Here is a 20,061-nt window from a genome sequence, read left to right as displayed (position 1 = left end):
ATACAGATTTTTATCTATGTTAAGTTAAAGCTAAGTTATAGAAAAATCTCCAAGGCAAATAGACCTGAAGAAGAGAGGCAAACAATGAACCGTGTTATTGCGTGTATTGACTCATCACCTTGTATTAATGCTATTGCAGATGCAGCAGCGTGGGTTGCAAAAGCAACTGGACGAGAGCTTGTATTATTACAAATTCTAGATTACTACCCAGCAAGTTATCACCTTGGTGAGATTAGTGGGGTAATCGGCTTTGAAAGCAATGCGATGTTGCTTAAAGAGTTAGCTGAATTAGAGCAAAAACAAAGTGAACTCGCTTTAGATTACAGCAATAATTTACTCAGACATATTTCTGACCTAATTAAAGAAAAACACGGAATTACATGCTCAAAAATTCAAGAAAAGGGTGATTTTTTAGAGCAAAGCTTTAATCTCCTCGATGAAAATGACATTGTTATTTTAGGTCGAGTTGGCGAAAGAGCAGCTGAAAAGCACAAACCTATTGGTAGTAATGTTGAAAATTTCATTCGCGGCGCGAATTGCACAGTGTTGACCATTGGTGAAAACTTTAAAGTGCCAACACGTTTTATTTTCGCCTATGAATATTCACCAACATGTCAAAAGATGATGCGCCGTATTGCCCAAAGTGACCTATTACGGACTTTACAATGCCATTTAGTGTATGTGGGTGATCATCCTGAAATATTAAATGAACCTGAGCATTATCTTAAACAAGCTGGTCTAGAGGTTGTTACTGTTTACCGCTATGGTGATGTAGCTCAGAATATTCTTGAATATCAACAAGAGCATGGTATTCAAATTATTGTGCTTGGTGCATTTAGTCATAGCAAGATTCATCAGTTCTTCTTGGGCAGTATCGCAACGACGATATTCCGAAATGCAACTGTGCCTTTACTTGTGGCTAAATGATGAGATTTGCATATAGTTATCCGCAAATGCTGTGGATAACTATATGGAAAAGCGAGGGCAATAAAAGTAATCTATTGATTATAAATAATAAAATAAAAAAGATGATTTTTTGATCATTATTTCACAATCGCTATAGCGAAACCATCATGACCTTTTGAGCCAACCGTTTGTAAAGCTGTGCAAGACAGAATTTGCGGATGATTTTCGAGGGCTTTAAAAGTTTCGCGAATACCTTCAATACTCGGTTTTTTGTTTTCAGGATTTAAAATATCGCCACCACGGATGACATTGTCTAGCACAATAATCGTGCCTGATTTTGAAAACTTTAGGCTGAGTTCCAAATATTCAGGATAACCCTGTTTATCGGCATCAATAAATATAAAATCGAAAGGTTGAATTGACTGTGGATCAATTGCTGAAAGAATATCGGCAGCACGGCCTGCTTTTAGCTCAACTTTTACAGGAAGATTCGCATGGTCGATATTTTTTTGAGCCATTTCTGCATGAGTATCACGGCCTTCAATAGTCAGTAAATAACCATCTTCAGGTAGGGCACGTCCTAGCCAAATGGTACTGTAGGCTGCAAAAGTTCCAATTTCTAAAACACGCTTGCAATTATTCATCTGAATAAGCATTTGCAAGAACATCCCTTGGTTTGGAGCAACTGCAAGATGATTTGAAAAGCCATGTTCGTCGGTATTTTTTAATGCAAAGTCGAGTCGAGGATCTTCGGGAATTAAATGTGAGTCGATATATTCGTCAATGTCTGTCCACAACTGCTGCATAGTCAAATTTACCTGTATGTTGATAGGCGTATTTTAAACGTTTATGACTAGAGTGCAAAAATCTTCGGATTAAGAAATTTTGGTTGATTATGGAATGTACAAATTCGTAATTAATTTCAGTGTTTTTCTTACTAGGGTATATAAGTGAGAACAACAAAAAAAACCCCTAATACAAAAGTATATTAGGGGATATTAATTTTAAAAATTACACATTGAAGTATTACGGGTTAAGTCAGGCCCCCAAGTACGATAGCCTTGAGTATCAATATGGATTTGTCCTGAACTATATAAACCAATACCTAGGTTTAAACTTTGGCCATGTTGAGCCCAGAACTGACACAATTTAAACTTTGTATTTTCAATAAATGCGTAGTCTTGTGGCTGTGGAATTTCTGGTCCAATACGAAAATCGATGGCTGAGTTAAACAAATGCTTAGACGAACTTGCACCACCAGCACACTGATTTAAAGGTAAATCACGATACACCGAGGTTACTTCAAAGTCAGTTAGAACTTTTGCCGCAATTAAATATTTAAAGACACGTAAGGTCGATAAAGAATTATTCCAAAGTTCGCGGTTTGGTACAGCATATTCCGAGCTGCCGCACTTTTGCCAATCACGCGCTGATCTTAATAATTCAAAGCTTGGTACGATGCCTGCAACATTATTACGCGCTAGAAATTTTTCATATTCTCGTACACGCTCATAATGATCGCCAGTATTTAACCAGGCACGATAAGAAGCAGGCTCAACTTTAGGTGGAATAGGACGTTCGATAATAACGCGCTCTTGAGGAATAAAAATGCGTTTACCGTTTGGAGAGGTTTTGCCTGTTGTTGTGTGTTGGGGAGAGCTGACGCAACCTACCATAATCGCTGGGATTATGCATAAGGGCAACATACTCTGCAAAAACTTCCGCATAAGAAAAATCAAAAGCTTAATAAATATTGCGCTTATTTTAATGCAAAACAGTGCACAAATTACGAGGAATTTGCAATGAAATGTTTGAATAGGGTATAAAAAAGATCAGCGCTTGCTGATCTTTTTTGAAATTATTTTTCTAGATACTGTAACTTATCTGGTTTGCCGTTCCATTCTTCACGGTCAGCAGGTTGGTCACCAATTTGAGTAATGTTAGGCCACTTTTGAGAAAGATCTGCATTTAATTCAATAAATACTTCCTGACCTTCTGGTAACTCATCTTCAGAGAAAATTGCATTTGCAGGGCATTCTGGTTCACATAATGCACAGTCAATACATTCATCCGGATTAATCACTAGGAAATTCGGACCTTCGTAAAAACAGTCTACAGGACAAACTTCTACGCAATCTTGGTATTTACATTTAATACAATTTTCAGTGACAACAAAGGTCATGGCGACAGCTACCTAAAAAATATGGTTTCATTTCGAATAGCTTATTTTAGGCAAAAAAGGGGTAAACAAACAATTGCTTTTATTGATATTGTTTATTTATACATATGAAGATAAGTTAATACATTGATATTTAAAACAATGTTGTGAGCTTGAGATTGGCCAAATTGTAAAATTAAGATAATAATATGTTTTAAAAAACAACATCTTGAATAAATTTTTGCATATAGTTGCAAATGTCATTTAGGTCAAGGTATCTATTTGATTAGATACCTTAAATACAACTTTCAGTTTTAAATTTTACTTTTATGCCGAACTGATACCCAAAAAAACTTTAAATATCGAGACTTAAAGTAGGCAAAGCAAATGAATATCTTCTGGTTCAAGCTCCCATAAGTGCTGATCTGGATGTCCTAATACTACTGCGCCATGCTTTATATAAAAGTCGACAGTACGTTTACTCGGTGTGGCTGAAATATAAAGTTGCAGTGCGCCCAGTTGCTTAGCTGACTCTTTGGCTGCCTGCATGAGCTTTGCACCAATACCTTGACCTTGTTGGTCTGCATCGACATAAAAGTATTGCAGTAATTTTGCATCTGGATAATCAGCAATGTGTTGATTCGATACGACACTAATGCCAACTAATTTTTCAGATGTATTAAAAGCACCTACAAATGAAGCACCTTGTTGATAGAGTTCTTTTAACTTCGGTGGGTCATTTTCTAAATGATAGGCATCCCAATTTTCAACATCGTAAAAACAATCTGTTAATTCGAGTTGTTCTTGTTTTTGTATATAGAGTTGGGTAATGAGTTCACGTCGACTAACGTGTTGCCAAATTAAATCGATCTCTGTGTATTGTAGTGGCCTTAAGAAAATAGAAATTTTATTCTCCTTAAAGTAAGAGCAAACATGCCCATAGACATGTTTGCTCAATCAATGATTATGATTTAAGCGCAGCTTTTAGTTCATAAAGTTGTTCAAGTGCTTGGCGAGGTGTCAAGTTATCGACTTCAATTTGCTTAAGCAAATCTAGGGCAGGTGAAGGCACTTCAATTTCAATCACTTTCTCTATGACTTGCGTACTTGATTTAGCATTTGAATCTAAAGTTGCAAACAAATCATCTTGAACACTAGTTTGTAAGTGTTGCTGTTGTTGCTTCTCTAAAATGCGTAAACGTTTTTGAGCTTCTTTAATGACATTGGCAGGAATACCAGCTAATTTCGCAACTTGTAAACCATGACTTTGACTTGCAGGACCTTGTTGAACTTTGTGCAATAAAATCAGGTTGCCGTTAAGCTCTTGCGCCGTCACATGATAGTTATCAATACCTGCTTCACTGCCTAACTCAGTCAATTCGAAATAGTGCGTGGCAAATAGACATAAGCATTTTACGCGCTTGGTTAAATCAACCACACAAGCCCATGCTAAAGAAAGTCCATCGTAGGTACTGGTACCACGGCCAACTTCATCCATTAACACCAACGACTGATTGGTTGCATGGTGCAAGATTTGTGAAGTTTCAGTCATCTCGACCATAAATGTTGATTTACCTGTCGACAAATCATCGGCTGAACCAATACGTGTGAAAATACGGTCAATCGGGCCAAGCTTGGCGGCTCGCGCAGGAACATAACTACCGCAGTAAGCCAGTAAACTAATTAATGCGGTTTGACGCATAAAGGTAGATTTACCACCCATGTTCGGGCCAGTAATAATTGCCATGCGGTGCTGAGCATCAAGGAAAGTATCATTTGGTGTAAATGGTGCTTTGTTTAATGCTTCAACAACAGGATGACGACCACCTTGAATCTTAATACCGGTTTCTGGGGTAAATTCAGGTCGCGCCCAATTGTTTAAACGTGCTTGATAAGCAAAGTTTGCAATTACATCAATGTGCGCAATTGCCGAACTCATCATTTGTAGGTGAGCAATATTTTCACGGAGGTTTTCAAGTAAAGCTTCAAATAACGCTTTTTCACGTGCTAATGCACGAGACTCACTTGATAAAACTTTATCTTCAAAGCTTTTTAGCTCAGGTGTGATGTAACGCTCGGCATTCTTTAAAGTCTGGCGGCGAATATAGTCGGCAGGGGCTTGTTCAGCTTGAGCACGCGTAAGCTCAATGTAGTAGCCACTCACACGGTTATAGCCGATTTTTAAGGTGTTAATGCCCGTGCGTTCACGCTCTTTTATTTCTAAATCAATCAGGAATTGACCTGCATGATCACGAATTTTACGCAGTTCATCAAGTTCTGCATCATATCCTTCTGCAATTACATTGCCATCACGAAGTAATACAGGTGGGTTTTCAACAATGGCTGCCATCAAGTGTTGATGAAGCGATTTAAAGTCACCAAGTTCTTGATCGAGTTGAATTAATAACTTGGATTTTTTTGATTGAATAACAGGCGCTAAAGCATTTCTTAAAAATGGGATTTGCGCGCAAGCATGACGAAGCTGAACTAAATCGCGTGGTCGAGCACTACCCAGCGCAACACGGCTAAGAACACGTTCGATATCGCCAATTTCTTTAAGCACTAAACGAACTGGAGTTTCTTGATAGCCTTGAATGAGTTGTTCAATTGCATCTAAGCGGGCATCGAGTAACGCCGTATCACGAACAGGTTGCATGAGTGTACGGCTGAGTAAACGGCCACCCATTGCAGTTTGGCAGTCATTTACCAGTTGGAATAATGACGTACCATGTTCAAATAAAGGTTCAATAATTTCTAAATTACGGCGCGTAATTGGGTCAAGCGCAATAAAGTCTGTGCTTTGTTCTAAAAGAATAGAACGAATATGCGGTAACGCCGTTTTCTGAGTTTCTTTCGCGTAGTGAATCAGAGCTGCCGCGGCAGCCTTAGCTAACGGTAATGTGTCGAGTCCAAAACCAGAAAGCGTTGATACTGAGAACTGGTCACATAAGGTTTTTTGTGCATTATTTAAATTGAAGTCTACATTTGGACGCTTGGTTACAGGGCAATCTAAATGTTTTTTAATTTGTTCAATAATATTCGGGTCAACCAGATCTTCATCAATCAAAATTTCACTTGGCATAAGGCGAGCAAGTTCAATTGGAAGTTGTTCAGGTTTGTAGTCTTGTTGCTGAACTTTAAAAATACCCGCGCTTAAGTCGAGCAAAGCAAAACCGATTTGATTTTGATGAATACATAACGCAACAAGGTTGGATGACTGATAGCTTGTGAGTAGTGCGTCGTCGGTTAACGTACCAGGTGTAAGAATACGAACAACTTTACGCTCAACAGGGCCTTTACCAGTAACTTCACCCACTTGTTCGCAAATGGCTACTGTGCGACCTGCTTTGACAAGGCGAGCAAGATAACCTTCGGCTGAATGGTAAGGAACACCAGCCATTGGAATCGGGTTACCATTTGCTTTACCGCGATGGGTTAGAGTAATTCCTAAAAGTTTGGCTGCTAAGTGTGCGTCTTCAAAGAAAAGTTCATAAAAGTCGCCCATACGATAAAACAGCAACGCATGTTGATAATCTTTTTTGACCTTGAGATATTGCTGCATCATTGGAGTGTGGTTAGAGAGATCGGCCATGATTTCAGCGCTATTCATGCGTAATAAACCCTTAAAAAAAGCAATAATATTTTACGGTTGGTCATCTAACCAATTCTAATAACTTCTGTGTGAATTGGACTTAATCTAAGAAAAAAGTATACCTTTTCATGTACCTTTTTTATGTCAAAATTGAGTCATCAGTGTGTAAGAGCTTAACTTAATTTCTCACGGTTGCCATCTTAACAAATTGAGACTGATTCGCAAAAAGGATTCCTAAAATGAGCGAGGAAATAAGCAACAAAAAGAAAGCGACCTGAGCAGTTTGAGTATAAGACAGACTGACGATTGGCAGTCCTGATAAAACTGACATAGTTAAATATGCCGATTTCAGAATGCGTATGAAATGATAGGTTTTATAAGGATACATGCCCCAATTTCTGCTGTATGAAATCGATAAGCGCTCTTGTTTTAGCGGGCAAATAACGGCGATCTGAATAAAGTGCAAACAATTGCAGTGGCGCTACTGCTTGTTCAAACTCAATCTCGATCAGGCGACCGTCACTAATATAAGGTTGGCAAGCTTGTTTTGATAAAATTGCAAACCCAATACCTGCTACAGCAGCTTGGCCCGCCATTTCTCCGCTGTTTACCCGATAGTGTCCTTTAACCTTGATGGTCTCGAACTCACCCTTTTTATTAACAAATTGCCAAGGAGCACCTTTGAGTGCACTGACTGTTGTAATACACGGTAATTCTTCAAATTGTTGAATATGAGTAGGAGTGCCATAACGCTGAATGAGAGAAGGGGCTGCCACAATGGTGCAAGGGATAGTCACCAGATGACGAGCGATGTAGTCACTATTATCCATTTGACCGCGGCTAATAATAATAGCTAAATCCAGATCATCTCGCAGAGACTCAAAACCCGACAAATTTGTGACACAGCTTATTTCTAAGTCTGGATACTGATAGGCAAATTCTGCAATAACAGAACCTAGCAATGCAGGGCCTATTTCAGTGGGAATACAGATTCGTAAAGGACCTTTGAGTTGCATTTGCCGCAATGTTAACTCTGTCTCCGTTTGCTCAAGCGCTTCGAGTAATGGCTTTGCTCTAGTATAGAGTAGCTGCCCCGCCTGAGTGACTTTCATATGTCGGGTACTGCGCTCAATGAGCTGAAGATCGAGTTTTTCTTCTAACTGAGAAATACAGCGACTTACGTTTGATGTCGGCATTTCAAGGAGTTTCGACGCACCGACAAAACTTTCTTTTTCGACCACAGCAACGAATACTTTCAGGGTATTAAAATCCAGAGCCGGACGCATCAATTATCCCATATTTGATAATAATAAATGCAATTTTTACCATATAATCAATACTATTGATAGCAGTTAAACTCGGACATCTTTTATCTATAGGTTACTGCGATGTCCCTAGCCACACAGACGTTTAATCATAAAGCCCTCATGTGGATAGCCACTGTGATTGCTTTCGTCCAGTTCACGAATGCACTGGAATATATGGTGTTTAATCCTATTTTTGTTTTTATGGCGACAGATTTCGCAGTGCCAGTATCATTCTCAGGTTATGTTTCAGGGATGTATACGCTTGGCGCCGTCCTTTCGGGAATTATTGCTTTTTACTGGATTGATCATTTCAATAAAAAGCGGTTTTTAATTATCAATATGGCGCTGTTGGGTCTACTAACACTATTAACAACTTTCACATCTAGTTTTAGTCTTTTACTTGCACTTCGATTTTGTGCAGGGTTGGTTGGTGGTACCACCATGGGAGTGGGTATCAGTATATTAATAAACAACGCACCGCCTAATTTACGGGGGAAAATGTTAGCGACGGTGATTGCATCATTTTCAATAGTAAGTATTGTCGGAATGCCCACCATATTATTTCTATGCACTCACTATGGTTGGCATGTGGCTTTGTGGCTCATAAGTGCATTGTGTGTGTTGGCATTGCCACTTATTGTATCGTTTATACCCAAAGACCAAGTCTCTTTAGATAGGTTTCGTGCGCCGCCTTTAGATGCGGATACTCTACTGTTCGCTTCTGCTAATGCGCTCGTACAGTTTAGTCCTATGCTGGTTATTCCTATTTTGGCACCCTTAATGATTCAACAGTTGGGCGCTTCGCAAGACCTACTGCCTTGGCTATTTTTTAGTGGCGGCGTGATGGGCTATGTATCTACAAAAATTACAGGGGCGTTAACCTCCCGTTTTTCTGCTTTACTACTGGCTACAGCTTCGACTCTAGTCTTTATCGTGAGTTTGCTTATACCAATGCTAGGCTATGAGCATGCAGCATTATTTATTAGTTTATTTCTCGGTGCATCTTATAGTCGTTTGGTGTCATCTTCAGTGGTTACGATGCAGTTTCCTAACGACCGACAACGAGCTGGATTTTCTTCATTACAGACATCTATTATGTATTTGCTGACAACAGTTGCATTTTTCTTATCTGCCTTTTTATTACCTGCTCATGGCATGACGCCACAAAGTGTAAATACGTTACTGACGGTATGTGCAATTTCCGCAGCAGGGTTCCCAATATTGGTTATTATTTTGCAAAAGAAGCTGGCTAAACGTGTGCCCATAAGCTAATTCTAAAGTCACTATTTTTCGTACATTAAAATAGTGACGACTAAATCTATAACGTGTAAATGGTATTGAAAACGTAGCATTTGGGGGAAAGAAAAACGTCTTTTTATAAACCCCACTTTAACAATAACTCAGGCATTATTTATCCTTACTTTTTAATGATCTATTTTAAAACAAATGTCATTTTGTATGCTTGACTGCAATAAACTTGGGCACTATCCTTTGCCTGCTGGCCTACATTGCCAGTCGGTTTTAGCAGACCGTTCCGAAAAAGCATTAAAGGTTTTATATCTTTAGTGTGTACACCCTCACGCCCCCTCTATGGTGGAACGGAGGGGGACACCTTCGGGTGTGCTGGGTTTTTTCGGCCAGTCTGCTAACCCCCTTCGTTCTGCCACCATAATTTTAATGTCGGCAGAACTCTCAATAAAAAGGAGTTGGCTTTGCACATCCATTATTTCTTGGCAGCCTTTGCCAAAAGCTATAACAACACAGCTTAAAAATTTACAGCAGCTTGAGCGCCGTAAGGTTTTCAGGCTTTAGTCATTTTTACTTAAAACTTAGCAACCAATAACTTGAGATGTGCCAAGCACCGTCTTACGGCTTTGCTGTGCCTTTTTTTTCTCCCAAAAGGGTACAGGCTTTTTATCTCATTTAGAAACAACAAGAATTTTATAACGGTAAAACTATGCGAAATTTAGAAAGCTCTTCCAAAAAACTACATGTCGTTCAAACTGCAATACAGCTCATTACGGCGCATGGGTTCCACAATACAGGCGTAGACCTGATTACTAAAGAAACCAAAATTGCCAAAGGTACGCTTTACAATTATTTCCATTCTAAAGAACACCTGATTGAAATGTGTATCGCCTTTCAAAAAAGTCTGCTCAGAGAAGAAGTGCTTTCTATCATTTACTCAAACCGTTACTACAGTTCAAAAGATAAACTTAAAGAAATTATTGTGTTACATACCAATTTAAACAGCCAGTACCATTTTTTAATCAAAGCTATTTTAGAAATAAAACTGCTTTATCCAAAGGCTTACCGCATGACAGTTGAATACCGAAAGTGGTTGCGCCATGAAATTTTTGACCTGATTTTTAGCGGGGAAATCCGCGAGCCAAAATTCGATGCTCACATGGTGGTAAACCTAATAGATGGTTTGCTGTTACAGGTTTTAAGCTTAAACAGTTTGAAAGAAAGGGATGAGGTGTTGGAGCAATTTTTTTAAGTTTAATCTGGGTTATCTGATTGGTTCAGATATAGATTTTTTGTGAAAAAATTGCAAGGAGTGTTGTAGTTGCTCTCACATGCAGCTCTATGAATGGATGTACTCAGCCATTCAGAGGGCCTCAATCTATAGTAGTTTTGAAATATAGTAGATCAATTTTAGGTCATGACTCAGTAAAGATTTCTCTAAAAGTTTTCTTGTTTTGGTCGTGATGTAACTTATTTTTCTTCAAAAAAATATATACTATGGGGGAGTATCAATAAAAGACCATAAATATGGAAATTAACAGCAATTTAGAACGTTACCATTCTCATCAGTTCGATGAAGGAAACCCGCTTGCTCAAAAGAAAATTTTGATCGCAACGATTTTAACTGCCGTGATGATGGTTTTTGAAATTGTGGGTGGATGGATCTTTAACTCCATGGCTCTTTTAGCTGATGGCTGGCACATGAGTTCACATATGGTTGCTCTAGGGTTGGCCTATGTCGCTTACAAAATGGCTCGCCGTTATGCCCATGACAAACGCTTTAGTTTCGGAACTTGGAAAATCGAAATTTTAGGTGGATATAGCAGTGCAATCATATTAATGGTCGTTGCACTGTTAATGGGATTTCAATCTATTGAGCGATTACTCCATCCTGTTGATATTCATTATAATGAGGCGATTTCTATTGCTGTTGTGGGGTTGGCAGTCAATTTAATTTGTGCGTGGTTATTACATGATAATCATGAACATCACCACCACCATCACGACCATGAGCATAGTCACCACCATCATCATGATCACCATCACGATTTAAACCATAAAGCTGCGTTTCTACATGTAGTTGCCGATGCCGTAACGTCTGTATTAGCCATAGCTGCACTTATAGCGGGTAAATTTTTTGGATGGAATTTTTTAGATGCTTTGCTGGGTATTGTAGGGGCGATACTTGTTGCACAGTGGTCATGGGGGCTTTTGCGTGACACAGGAAAAACGTTATTAGATGCTGAAATGTCACATCCAGTAGTCGCTGAAATCCAAGAAGTGATTGAGCAATTATCACAAGTGAAAATTACAGATTTACATGTATGGAAAGTCGGTAAAGGAAAATTTTCATGCATTTTGGCTTTAGAAACAGACCGAACAGATTTAACACCTGATTCAGTTAAAAGGGCTTTGTCTATTCATGAAGAAATTGTACATGCCAGTGTAGAAATACATTTTATTTAGTCAATAAAGAGAGTTTTAAAACCGACTGTGAATTTTTAAAGCTCTTGATCATTTTGTCAGACCATTTTTGTAGAGTTACTTTTCAATCACTGGTAAACTTCACCTATTGTCATTGGGGAGTAGCCATTCCTAGTACCCAACTAGGAAGACCACGTCAACAAACTTGAGATCAGTATCTCATGGCGTGTTCAGCCACTGTATACACAGTGTGAGCTAGGCGAGACCTTTGGCCGCAACGTACTTTGCTAGTCGGGCGAGGAGCGTTGTCGCGCCAATGGTTTCTTATTCGCCCGGCTGGACTATTCCTATGCTCCTCACGTTCATCTTATTCTTTGTGTCCGCCGCGGCAATTTACCTAGCCTGTGAATATTTCGTCAATGGAATTGAATGGTTTGGTAAGCGTCTTAATCTTGGTGCAACAGCAGTAGGCTCGGTACTCGCAGCTTTTGGTACAGCGCTACCTGAAAGTGCGGTGACCTTTATGGCCGTCGTATTTGGTGATACCCCAGAACAAAAAGACCTTGGTGTTGGTGCTGCAATGGGTGGCCCATTGGTTTTAGCGACCTTGGGTTACGCCGTAGTCGGTCTGGTATTGATGCTTCATCGCAAAAAATTAGCTCGAACTTCGCATAAAGTTCAAGTTGATTATGCCCGTTTAAGCCGAGATCAAGTCTCGTTCCTTGCTATCTTCGTTTTAAAAGTAGCGCTTGGTTTAGTCGCATTTGCCATCAAACCATGGTTAGGCATTCTATTTTTAGCGGCTTATGCAGCTTATGTTTGGCGTGAGATTAAGGAAGCTGATACATCTTCCGATGAAGAAGACCTTGAACCGCTCAAGTTTCGTCCTAATACAGCCGAACCATCACTAGGGTGGGCTGGTCTACAGGTATTGGTCGCTTTAGTTGTAATTAGTGTTGCGTCGCATACTTTTGTTGCTCAGCTTGAAGCGATTGGTACAGCGCTAAGTTGGCCGCCACATTTGGTTGCTTTATTACTGAGTCCAGTTGCTACCGAATTACCTGAGATTATGAATGCGCTGATTTGGGTACGCCAAGGTAAAGAGCGTTTGGCTTTAGCAAATATTTCTGGTGCGATGATGATTCAGGCCACCATACCAAGTGCATTAGGTATTTTCTTTACGCCGTGGCGCTTTGATACTTTGTTGTTAGCCTCTGGCATTATTACTGCATTAGCGATTGTGTTTCTGTGGAATTTATTCCGCCGTGGCACAGTCGATGACCGATCATTGGTTGCAGTAAGTGCGCTGTATGGTGTTTTCGCAATTTTAGTTGTGATTTATCTCTGATAAACATTAACGCGCTGGACATGTGCCAGCGCGTTTCAGTCGTCGTATTTGCTATTGATTAGATAATCTTAAAAAACGATGAGCTAATAACCTTGTAAAATCGGTAAATAATTAACCAATTGTCCTATTTTTCATAACTTATGCCCTGTACCTTAGTAGCAGAGGCTTGTACCCTGAGTGAATCATAATTTAAACTTATGGGGTCTTTGAAAAGTCCTCTTTTTTGACTAAATTTATTAAACAAATGAACTTTATTTTGTGTAATAAAATACTTTCTAAACGCATAAAAGATAAATAAAAACTTTATAGAAAATTAAGTTTGATTGTTAAATTCTGAAATAGAGCATGAAGGGCAATGTTACTGCTTTTGTTATATTTATGGTTGATTTACCTATGATAGCTTCGTCTTACTTAAAAAAATGTAAAAATAATTACCACAACATAAAAGACCAGCAGCTTACCATCGCAGCTAAAGCAAATATCTTTATTTGTATTATTTTTTGCCTGTTCTGGACCATATATTTCGCATTTTCAAAAATGTGGATCATTGTTTATATGGATATCGTTTTTACACTGCTTTCCATTTTTAGTTTTTTTCTCATTTATATAAATCGAATTTCAGCGGGTATTCTTTTATCTCAAGCTGTTCTACTTGTTTTTCCAGTCGTTTTTTGCGTATTTTTTGATATAGCGACTACTCATCATCCTCAAGTTGCTCATTTGTTTTTGCCTGCTGGGGCAATATTAGGATACTTAAACTACCGCAGAAATCCGAGTTTCTTACAACTCGTTTTAATTTTACTGTCAATCGCGTGCTTTATATTTTTTAGTGGCAGCTCTTTTACTTTAGAGCATGCTATACCGCTATCGGAAAATACTCGGAGTCATGGTCGATGGATTGCAATTTGCGTCGCCACGCTCATGATTTGTATATCCATCTATACCATGCAATTAGAAATACAAATAGAAGATTCCATGGCGAAAGACTTACGTCTAGCACTCGGAAAAGAGCAATTTGAATTGTTTTATCAACCTCAAGTCAATGCTTCTGAAAAGTTAATTGGTGCCGAGGCTTTACTCAGATGGCATCATCCTGTTTTGGGTTCTGTTCCCACACAAGATTTTATTCCTGCGGCACAAACTTTAGGACTAATGCCTGAAATAGGTACATGGGTTTTAGCTCAAGCCTGCAAAGTTTTACAAGATTGGAGTAAACAAGAACAGACTAAAGATTTGACACTTTCAATCAATATTAGTGCTGATCATTTCATGCAAGCTAACTTTGAGGAAACTGTAATTTGCATGATTCGTAGATATGACATAAATCCATCTCGGCTTATCTTGGAAATTACTGAAAATATTGCTTTGAACAATTGTGTGAGCATGATTGAAAAAATGAATTCCTTATCTGAAAGAGGAGTTCAGCTTTCTCTTGATGACTTCGGAACAGGTTATTCATCTTTAAGTTATTTGCAAAAAATGCAAATTAGACAAATCAAAATTGATCGTAGCTTTGTACAGGCAGCGTTGGATGATAAACGCAGTTATAAATTAGTCTCGGGTATTGTTAAAATTGGTCTAGATTTAAACCTTCGAGTGTTAGTAGAGGGAATAGAAACGGCCGAACAATTTTATGCTTTTAAAAATAATGGTTGTATCGAGTTTCAAGGTTATTTATGGGGCGTTCCAATGCCGTTAAATGACTTTATTAAACAGTTGCCAACTTTTAATAAATAAGTAAAACAGATCTAAATTTTGTTCTATAGTGGTGACATCTCATAAAATAATAGAACATTGTTATGCCAAGAGAATATAAATATTACCAAGTAGGTTCAACACATTATAATCTTGAACAAGTTGTTAAATTTACAACCAGTTCTGATTTAAGTTCTGTTCTTGTTCGATTCGCAGATGGCTCAGACGTAGAGTTTACTTTTGAAAATGAAGATGAATATTCAGAATTTCTGCAAGTCATACGAGGTGTGGATTTCTAATTTTTATCTATGATTTATAAACTAATTTATATAACTAAAACCATATAAGTAATTGTTAAATATTATATAATTTTTAAATAAAATATGGTGGGTCGTCATTACGCGATATAAACTTTTCTAATAAATTAATCTACATATTAAGACACACTTTGCAAACGGATGTAGATTCGGGCTGTGTTAGGATGAAGACCTATACCTCTAGATATTTACAGTATGACGAAATTTGAACCGCAGTATCAATCTGGGCAGTTTCAATTTTCCTTTCTATCATTAAAATATTGGGGTATCTGGTTCACAGCTTTTATTCTCATGTTTCTTGCCTACTTGCCTTGGGCAATCCAGTGGCGTTTAGCAAAGGTTTTCTCAAAAATTGCTTGGATACTATTAGCTTCGAGACGGAAAACAACATTAAGAAACTTACAAGCTTGTTTCCCTGAAAAAACACCTGAGCAAATTGAAGCCAAAGCAAAACTAGTCTTTAAAGACACCATGATAGGGATATTTGAAGCCTTAAACGCTTGGTATTGTCCTGAATGGTTTAAAAAAAGAGTTCGTATAGAAGGCTTGGAACATCTAGAACAGAATCGGGATAAGGGTATCTTGTTGTTAGGCACACATAGTACTTTACTAGATGCTGGTGGCGCTGCATGTACTTTATTTTTTGATATGGATGTGGTGTATAGACCGCAAAATAATCCTTTTATGGATTTTCTCATTCATCGTAGTCGCGCTCGGGTTTATAAAAACCAAATTGCGAAAGACAACATGCGTAGCTTAATTTCGAAACTGAAAAATGGTCATGCAATCTGGTATAGCCCTGATCAGGATTTTGGTTTGAAGCAGGGTGTGATGGCATCGTTTTTTGGAATACAGGCGGCAACAGTAACAGCCCACCGTAGACTTATGGATATTTCAAATGCTGTTGCAATACCTCTATATTTTTATAGAAGTGGGGATATTCGAAACCCTCAATACAATGTGCTCGTCGAACCTAAACTTGAAAACTTTCCAAGTGAATGCGAAGTAAATGATGCTGAACGCGTCAATAAAATTATTGAAAATCAAATTCGAATCGCCCCAACACAATACATGTGGTTTCATAGACGGTTTAAAACTCGTCCGATTGGTGAAGCAAAATTCTACTGATAGATTTTGCTTTCATTATTTAAGATTGAGTTGCTTCTTATCTTTGCTTAGTAGCTTACACTCTAGTACAGATCAGCACTTGTAACTAGCTACCGACTTATGTCTTACTTTAAATTCCAGTACTACAATAAAAAGGAATTTTGTATGAAGTACATTAAGTATATTTTCGCTGCATTGGTCATCGCGCTTTCAGCTCCGACCTTTGCACAAGACCATGGTTATCGCGAATCACATCATGGTTATGGTCATGCTTATCACGGTATGCATCATGGTAAAGCTTATGCTTATCATGGCAATCATCATGGTAAAGGGTACTATCATAATAAAGCACATCGTGAACGTGGTTTTGAACGACATCATGACAGACGCGGTCATTGGTAATTCAATGAACTACAAAAAAACCCGCAATATTTTGCGGGTTTTTTATGGTTCAATCTGAATAAGTTATAACATCTAATTTAATTATTTTTAAATTTTCACTTGAGTTATCTGTCTATGTCCAATGCTTTACCTCGACAACTTAAAAATAACTGATTTTGATGCCAAGCCAACTGTCCTGAAACAATAGTTGTATCAACTTCATAGCGAAAGCTTTTGTTTTGAAATGGAGTCCAGTTACATCGCATATAGTTTTTTTGATCTTTAACAGTAATAGCTTCTTTATTTTCTTTAAGCAGAACCAAATCTGCCCAGTAGCCTTCGCGTATATACCCTCGATCTTTGAGTTTAAATAAATCAGCGACTTGGTGTGATGTTTTCTTCACCATTGTTTCTATATTTATTTTTTTATCTGCGACAAGTTCCATGAGTGCAGGAATAGCATGTTGAACTAAAGGTAGGCCAGATGGTGCTTTTAAATAGGATTGTTGTTTTTCCTCCCAGGTATGCGGTGCGTGATCTGTACCAATAATATCTAAGCGATTAGTTTGAGCGATGGCAGTGATAAGTGCATCTTTGTCTTGTTGGGTTTTAATGGCTGGATTACATTTAATTAAATGGCTAAGCGCAGCATAGTCTGATTCATCAAAACTAAGGTGATGAATGCATACTTCCGCAGAAATATGCTTTAAATTTAAGGGCAAATCTTTAAACAAACATAATTCTTTGGCTGTACTAATATGTAAAACATGCAGTTGAGTTCCATATTTTTCTGCTAAAGAGACAGCTAAACGTGAACTCTCAAAACAGGCTTGTTTATCCCGAATTTTAGGGTGCATATGTGCTGGAATGTTTGCACCATATTTCTCAAAATATAATTTTTCTCTTTCTTTAATGCGCGGTGTATATTCGCAGTGCGTTAAAAGAATGGTTGGGACATTTGCAAATAAACGTTCAAGCACTTGTGGGTCATCTACCAACATATTGCCAGTAGAGGCGCCCATAAAAACTTTTACACCGCTGATGAGCTTGGGATTAAGCTGTTCAACAATATCTAAATTTGCAGAACTTACTCCAAAATGGAAGGCATAATTTGCCATGCTATATTGCGCAGCAATTTGCTTTTTTTGTATTAAGGCATCTAAAGATAGGGTTGGTGGATTTGTGTTGGGCATATCCATATAACTGGTAATTCCACCAATGACTGCTGCCATAGATTCCGAAGCAATACTGCCTTTATGGGTTGAGCCTGGATCTCTAAAATGGACTTGATCATCGATCATTCCGGGAATTAGCCAGTTTCCGTTAGCGTGAATTGTTTTAGCGTTAACAACATGAGGAATGCTTGGTGCAATTTTTTTGATTCGTCCATCTTGAATAAGTACATCTACAAATTGCTGTTTTCCCTCATTTACTACATTGGCATCTCGAATAATAATTTTAGAATAGGGTTTAAAACTCATTGTGTAATGCCTTATAGCCTTTAACCAACTCAATGTTTGTTGAGACAACACTCTCTGAAAATTCACTGATAGAGATATCAACCGGAGGGTATTGCGCTAAGTCAGTTTTAGGGTTGATGTAGCTCATTGCGGGAACATAAAAATGGTTCGGTAAATCACGTCCGTCGACGACTGCGTTATGGCGAATAGCGCTGTAATTACCGACCTTGCAGTTAAATATGACGCTGTTGAAACCCACGAAAACATGGTGACCAATTTCACAAGGCCCATGAATAATTGAACGATGAGCAATTGATCTACTTTCACCAATCACAACTGATGCACCAGCTTTGGAGTGAATCACAACACCATCTTGTATATTGGAATTTGCGCCAATAATAATAGGTTGCATTTCTCCATTTTCGTCGGTTTCATCTGCACGAATTACGGCATAAGGGCCAATAAATACATTGGCATGAACAATGACCTTGCCACAAATAATAGCGGTTTGATCGACATAGGCTGATTGATCAATAACAGGGAGATGGCCAGATGGATTTTTACGTAGCATGGAATTACCGTTTAGATCAGTTTATTTAAGTTGAGATGGTGAGAGGGATAAGCTGAAACTATTTAACTCATGGGAAAAACAGGTTTTTTGAACCCAATAACGCATAGTTTCAGTTGTTTATAGAAAGTCCTACCACTGCCAAGACCCTTGAGCCACAGCATCATGTGCATGCAGGCTTTCTGCATGAGTCACTTTAAATTTGAAACCATGAATATATTTGTGATGTATAAATGAGCCATAAAGTCGTCTTAATGCATCTTCGCAAAACATTAAATTTTGACCGTTGGCAACCGCAAATGCCTGTTCATCAACCCGTTTTACAGCAGTTTGTACGGGTGTCATTAAGGCTAGTTCAGCTTGGTTTATAAACGCGATGAGTGGAATTTCGTGAAAGTCTTGGTTTAATTTAAATTGAAGGAGGGCAAAGCTTCTTTGGCTATGTGGCGTTGCTGCAATTGCATCTGTGGTATTTAACCAGCTCATAATGTCTTGGGGGTTAAGTCGAATTTCTTGGTTCTGTAATGCAGACTCAAACCGTTGTTGAATAATATTTCTTGAAAGTGCAGCAGAGCATGGACAGGTTGAAGAATAGGGAATCTCGACTCTTAATTCTGCCTCGAATTGATCATCAAAGAGTTGGCATGACAAAACAAAAGGATAACTTTTCCACCCTGAAAGCTTGCTGACTAATGCTGGTCGTTCGATATAAAGGCTACTGTGAATTTCAATTTTTGCATGCTGCGATAAATCTTGATGGCTTTCTAAAAAATCTTCTAAGACTAATTTTAGATCGAGCATATTAATATTTTCGAGGGATGTTAACTCTAAAAGACGTGTATACAGACGTGACATATGGATGCCCTTTGCTAAGGGATCATCTAAACTGACATAAGCATTGACGTGACTTGAGCATAAAGTATTTTCAATTCGGACTGGTAAGGCGATGTTTTCCATACCCACCCAATCAAGGCGGTGGCTATAGGCATTTGGTAAAGTTGGCTCGGCAGAGATATCTGGGAGAACAAGATTCATTTATTAGAGGCTTATACTGTGATATTAATGTTATGTTATAATATAACATTAATGGCTGGCAAGTTTGCTAGATGGCTTAAGTACCTTGATAAATTTTAATTAAGTAAAAAATAAAGAAGAAAAGACCATGCTTGTGCATGGTCTTTTCTTGTTAGGTCAGATTTTTCAAAACAAATTCGGGTGATTTAATAAATAGCCGAATAAGTGCTTGAGACGGTTTAGAAGGGTGCCTAATTCCTCTTTCCCAACTTTCTAAAGTGCGTATTGATATTCCTAGCTTACTTGCAAGTTGAGCTTGTGAAATTTTCATTTGGCGCCGTGCTCTGATAATTTCATAGCCAAACTCTTGCTCGTGCATTTGTATGATGGAGGGCATATCCACTGTGTGATCCTCCTTTAATAAGCAAGCTGCAAAAGTAATCTAAAGAACATTGCAATAGTGAGTAGACTTAAGAAACCAGCAACCCAGAGTAAAATAAACCATTGGAATTTAGATAATTTCATATCATTTACTC

19 protein-coding genes and 1 riboswitch are annotated in these 20,061 nt (G+C 38.3%); of the genes, 9 read left to right on the top strand and 10 right to left on the bottom strand.

What is annotated here, in order from left to right:
- Nucleotides 1-84 precede the first annotated feature (84 nt).
- Complete coding sequence (locus tag ACLCEG_RS04330) at nt 85-927, top strand: universal stress protein (RefSeq protein ID WP_004702641.1); 843 nt, start codon at nt 85-87, stop codon at nt 925-927.
- A gap of 116 nt (nt 928-1,043) precedes the next feature.
- Here ACLCEG_RS04330 and ACLCEG_RS04325 read toward each other — a convergent pair whose 3' ends face one another.
- The 6 genes from ACLCEG_RS04325 to ACLCEG_RS04300 all read right to left on the bottom strand — a co-directional run bounded on the left by ACLCEG_RS04325 (nt 1,044) and on the right by ACLCEG_RS04300 (nt 7,942).
- A complete protein-coding gene (locus ACLCEG_RS04325) occupies nt 1,044-1,712 on the bottom strand; it encodes an O-methyltransferase (RefSeq protein ID WP_004702639.1) in 669 nt (222 codons plus the stop codon).
- 198 nt (nt 1,713-1,910) lie between these two features.
- Nucleotides 1,911-2,633 (bottom strand): D-Ala-D-Ala carboxypeptidase family metallohydrolase, encoded by a 723-nt coding sequence (locus ACLCEG_RS04320; RefSeq protein WP_174742285.1) that lies wholly within the window; start codon nt 2,631-2,633, stop codon nt 1,911-1,913.
- 131 nt (nt 2,634-2,764) lie between these two features.
- Nucleotides 2,765-3,088: a ferredoxin FdxA gene (gene fdxA, locus ACLCEG_RS04315; RefSeq protein ID WP_003650851.1), complete on the bottom strand. Its 324-nt coding sequence runs from the start codon at nt 3,086-3,088 to the stop codon at nt 2,765-2,767.
- A gap of 345 nt (nt 3,089-3,433) precedes the next feature.
- The gene (locus ACLCEG_RS04310) at nt 3,434-3,964 is read right to left on the bottom strand and encodes a GNAT family N-acetyltransferase (protein ID WP_410566557.1); all 531 of its coding nucleotides are present in this window, start codon (nt 3,962-3,964) and stop codon (nt 3,434-3,436) included.
- A 64-nt stretch (nt 3,965-4,028) separates the two neighbouring features.
- Nucleotides 4,029-6,674, bottom strand: coding sequence for a DNA mismatch repair protein MutS (gene mutS, locus ACLCEG_RS04305; protein ID WP_410566167.1), 2,646 nt, complete (start codon nt 6,672-6,674; stop codon nt 4,029-4,031).
- A gap of 356 nt (nt 6,675-7,030) precedes the next feature.
- Entirely contained in the window at nt 7,031-7,942 is a 912-nt protein-coding gene (locus ACLCEG_RS04300) for a LysR family transcriptional regulator (protein WP_410566164.1), read from the bottom strand.
- Between the two features lie 102 nt (nt 7,943-8,044).
- Between ACLCEG_RS04300 and ACLCEG_RS04295 the strand changes: the two genes are divergently transcribed.
- The 8 genes from ACLCEG_RS04295 to ACLCEG_RS04260 all read left to right on the top strand — a co-directional run bounded on the left by ACLCEG_RS04295 (nt 8,045) and on the right by ACLCEG_RS04260 (nt 16,504).
- Nucleotides 8,045-9,235, top strand: coding sequence for an MFS transporter (locus ACLCEG_RS04295; protein WP_410566161.1), 1,191 nt, complete (start codon nt 8,045-8,047; stop codon nt 9,233-9,235).
- A gap of 685 nt (nt 9,236-9,920) precedes the next feature.
- The gene (locus tag ACLCEG_RS04290; RefSeq protein ID WP_410566158.1) at nt 9,921-10,463 is read left to right on the top strand and encodes a TetR/AcrR family transcriptional regulator; all 543 of its coding nucleotides are present in this window, start codon (nt 9,921-9,923) and stop codon (nt 10,461-10,463) included.
- 275 nt (nt 10,464-10,738) lie between these two features.
- A complete protein-coding gene (gene dmeF / locus ACLCEG_RS04285; RefSeq protein ID WP_039250620.1) occupies nt 10,739-11,677 on the top strand; it encodes a CDF family Co(II)/Ni(II) efflux transporter DmeF in 939 nt (312 codons plus the stop codon).
- Nucleotides 11,678-11,779: 102 nt separating this feature from the next.
- Nucleotides 11,780-11,892: riboswitch (yybP-ykoY riboswitch) on the top strand.
- Between the two features lie 59 nt (nt 11,893-11,951).
- Nucleotides 11,952-12,983: a sodium:calcium antiporter gene (locus tag ACLCEG_RS04280; protein WP_019457377.1), complete on the top strand. Its 1,032-nt coding sequence runs from the start codon at nt 11,952-11,954 to the stop codon at nt 12,981-12,983.
- A 345-nt stretch (nt 12,984-13,328) separates the two neighbouring features.
- Nucleotides 13,329-14,720, top strand: a complete 1,392-nt coding sequence (locus ACLCEG_RS04275) for a putative bifunctional diguanylate cyclase/phosphodiesterase (RefSeq protein ID WP_410566154.1) — start codon at nt 13,329-13,331, stop codon at nt 14,718-14,720.
- A gap of 62 nt (nt 14,721-14,782) precedes the next feature.
- Nucleotides 14,783-14,977 (top strand): hypothetical protein, encoded by a 195-nt coding sequence (locus ACLCEG_RS04270; RefSeq protein WP_004702621.1) that lies wholly within the window; start codon nt 14,783-14,785, stop codon nt 14,975-14,977.
- Between the two features lie 213 nt (nt 14,978-15,190).
- The gene (locus ACLCEG_RS04265) at nt 15,191-16,123 is read left to right on the top strand and encodes a lauroyl acyltransferase (RefSeq protein ID WP_410566149.1); all 933 of its coding nucleotides are present in this window, start codon (nt 15,191-15,193) and stop codon (nt 16,121-16,123) included.
- 144 nt (nt 16,124-16,267) lie between these two features.
- Nucleotides 16,268-16,504 carry a hypothetical protein gene (locus ACLCEG_RS04260; protein WP_004702617.1) on the top strand — a complete coding sequence of 79 codons (237 nt, stop codon included), beginning with the start codon at nt 16,268-16,270 and terminating at the stop codon, nt 16,502-16,504.
- 104 nt (nt 16,505-16,608) lie between these two features.
- Here ACLCEG_RS04260 and ACLCEG_RS04255 read toward each other — a convergent pair whose 3' ends face one another.
- From ACLCEG_RS04255 to ACLCEG_RS04240, 4 genes are all read right to left on the bottom strand, one after another.
- A complete protein-coding gene (locus tag ACLCEG_RS04255) occupies nt 16,609-17,964 on the bottom strand; it encodes a dihydroorotase (RefSeq protein WP_410566146.1) in 1,356 nt (451 codons plus the stop codon).
- Nucleotides 17,954-18,514 (bottom strand): carbonate dehydratase, encoded by a 561-nt coding sequence (locus tag ACLCEG_RS04250; protein WP_410566143.1) that lies wholly within the window; start codon nt 18,512-18,514, stop codon nt 17,954-17,956. Before ACLCEG_RS04250 ends, ACLCEG_RS04255 begins: the two co-directional genes overlap by 11 nt.
- Before the next feature lie 129 nt (nt 18,515-18,643).
- Nucleotides 18,644-19,546 carry a GTP cyclohydrolase FolE2 gene (folE2, locus tag ACLCEG_RS04245; protein ID WP_410566140.1) on the bottom strand — a complete coding sequence of 301 codons (903 nt, stop codon included), beginning with the start codon at nt 19,544-19,546 and terminating at the stop codon, nt 18,644-18,646.
- 151 nt (nt 19,547-19,697) lie between these two features.
- Complete coding sequence (locus tag ACLCEG_RS04240; protein ID WP_200001260.1) at nt 19,698-19,922, bottom strand: helix-turn-helix domain-containing protein; 225 nt, start codon at nt 19,920-19,922, stop codon at nt 19,698-19,700.
- Nucleotides 19,923-20,061: the final 139 nt, after the last annotated feature.

This window comes from Acinetobacter sp. H1(2024) (assembly GCF_046557555.1).
Taxonomy (GTDB): Bacteria; Pseudomonadota; Gammaproteobacteria; order Pseudomonadales; family Moraxellaceae; genus Acinetobacter; species Acinetobacter seifertii.
This window is presented reverse-complemented; position numbering and strand designations above follow the sequence as displayed.

What these genes read in the sequence shown, in the direction of transcription:
- ACLCEG_RS04330 (WP_004702641.1), top strand. Translation starts at nt 85, where the DNA reads ATGAACCGTGTTATTGCGTGTATTGACTCATCACCTTGTATTAATGCT.
- ACLCEG_RS04325 (WP_004702639.1), bottom strand. Translation starts at nt 1,712, where the DNA reads ATGCAGCAGTTGTGGACAGACATTGACGAATATATCGACTCACATTTA.
- ACLCEG_RS04320 (WP_174742285.1), bottom strand. Translation starts at nt 2,633, where the DNA reads ATGCGGAAGTTTTTGCAGAGTATGTTGCCCTTATGCATAATCCCAGCG.
- fdxA (WP_003650851.1), bottom strand. Translation starts at nt 3,088, where the DNA reads ATGACCTTTGTTGTCACTGAAAATTGTATTAAATGTAAATACCAAGAT.
- mutS (WP_410566167.1), bottom strand. Translation starts at nt 6,674, where the DNA reads ATGAATAGCGCTGAAATCATGGCCGATCTCTCTAACCACACTCCAATG.
- ACLCEG_RS04300 (WP_410566164.1), bottom strand. Translation starts at nt 7,942, where the DNA reads ATGCGTCCGGCTCTGGATTTTAATACCCTGAAAGTATTCGTTGCTGTG.
- ACLCEG_RS04295 (WP_410566161.1), top strand. Translation starts at nt 8,045, where the DNA reads ATGTCCCTAGCCACACAGACGTTTAATCATAAAGCCCTCATGTGGATA.
- ACLCEG_RS04290 (WP_410566158.1), top strand. Translation starts at nt 9,921, where the DNA reads ATGCGAAATTTAGAAAGCTCTTCCAAAAAACTACATGTCGTTCAAACT.
- dmeF (WP_039250620.1), top strand. Translation starts at nt 10,739, where the DNA reads ATGGAAATTAACAGCAATTTAGAACGTTACCATTCTCATCAGTTCGAT.
- ACLCEG_RS04280 (WP_019457377.1), top strand. Translation starts at nt 11,952, where the DNA reads ATGGTTTCTTATTCGCCCGGCTGGACTATTCCTATGCTCCTCACGTTC.
- ACLCEG_RS04275 (WP_410566154.1), top strand. Translation starts at nt 13,329, where the DNA reads ATGAAGGGCAATGTTACTGCTTTTGTTATATTTATGGTTGATTTACCT.
- ACLCEG_RS04270 (WP_004702621.1), top strand. Translation starts at nt 14,783, where the DNA reads ATGCCAAGAGAATATAAATATTACCAAGTAGGTTCAACACATTATAAT.
- ACLCEG_RS04265 (WP_410566149.1), top strand. Translation starts at nt 15,191, where the DNA reads ATGACGAAATTTGAACCGCAGTATCAATCTGGGCAGTTTCAATTTTCC.
- ACLCEG_RS04260 (WP_004702617.1), top strand. Translation starts at nt 16,268, where the DNA reads ATGAAGTACATTAAGTATATTTTCGCTGCATTGGTCATCGCGCTTTCA.
- ACLCEG_RS04255 (WP_410566146.1), bottom strand. Translation starts at nt 17,964, where the DNA reads ATGAGTTTTAAACCCTATTCTAAAATTATTATTCGAGATGCCAATGTA.
- ACLCEG_RS04250 (WP_410566143.1), bottom strand. Translation starts at nt 18,514, where the DNA reads ATGCTACGTAAAAATCCATCTGGCCATCTCCCTGTTATTGATCAATCA.
- folE2 (WP_410566140.1), bottom strand. Translation starts at nt 19,546, where the DNA reads ATGAATCTTGTTCTCCCAGATATCTCTGCCGAGCCAACTTTACCAAAT.
- ACLCEG_RS04240 (WP_200001260.1), bottom strand. Translation starts at nt 19,922, where the DNA reads ATGCCCTCCATCATACAAATGCACGAGCAAGAGTTTGGCTATGAAATT.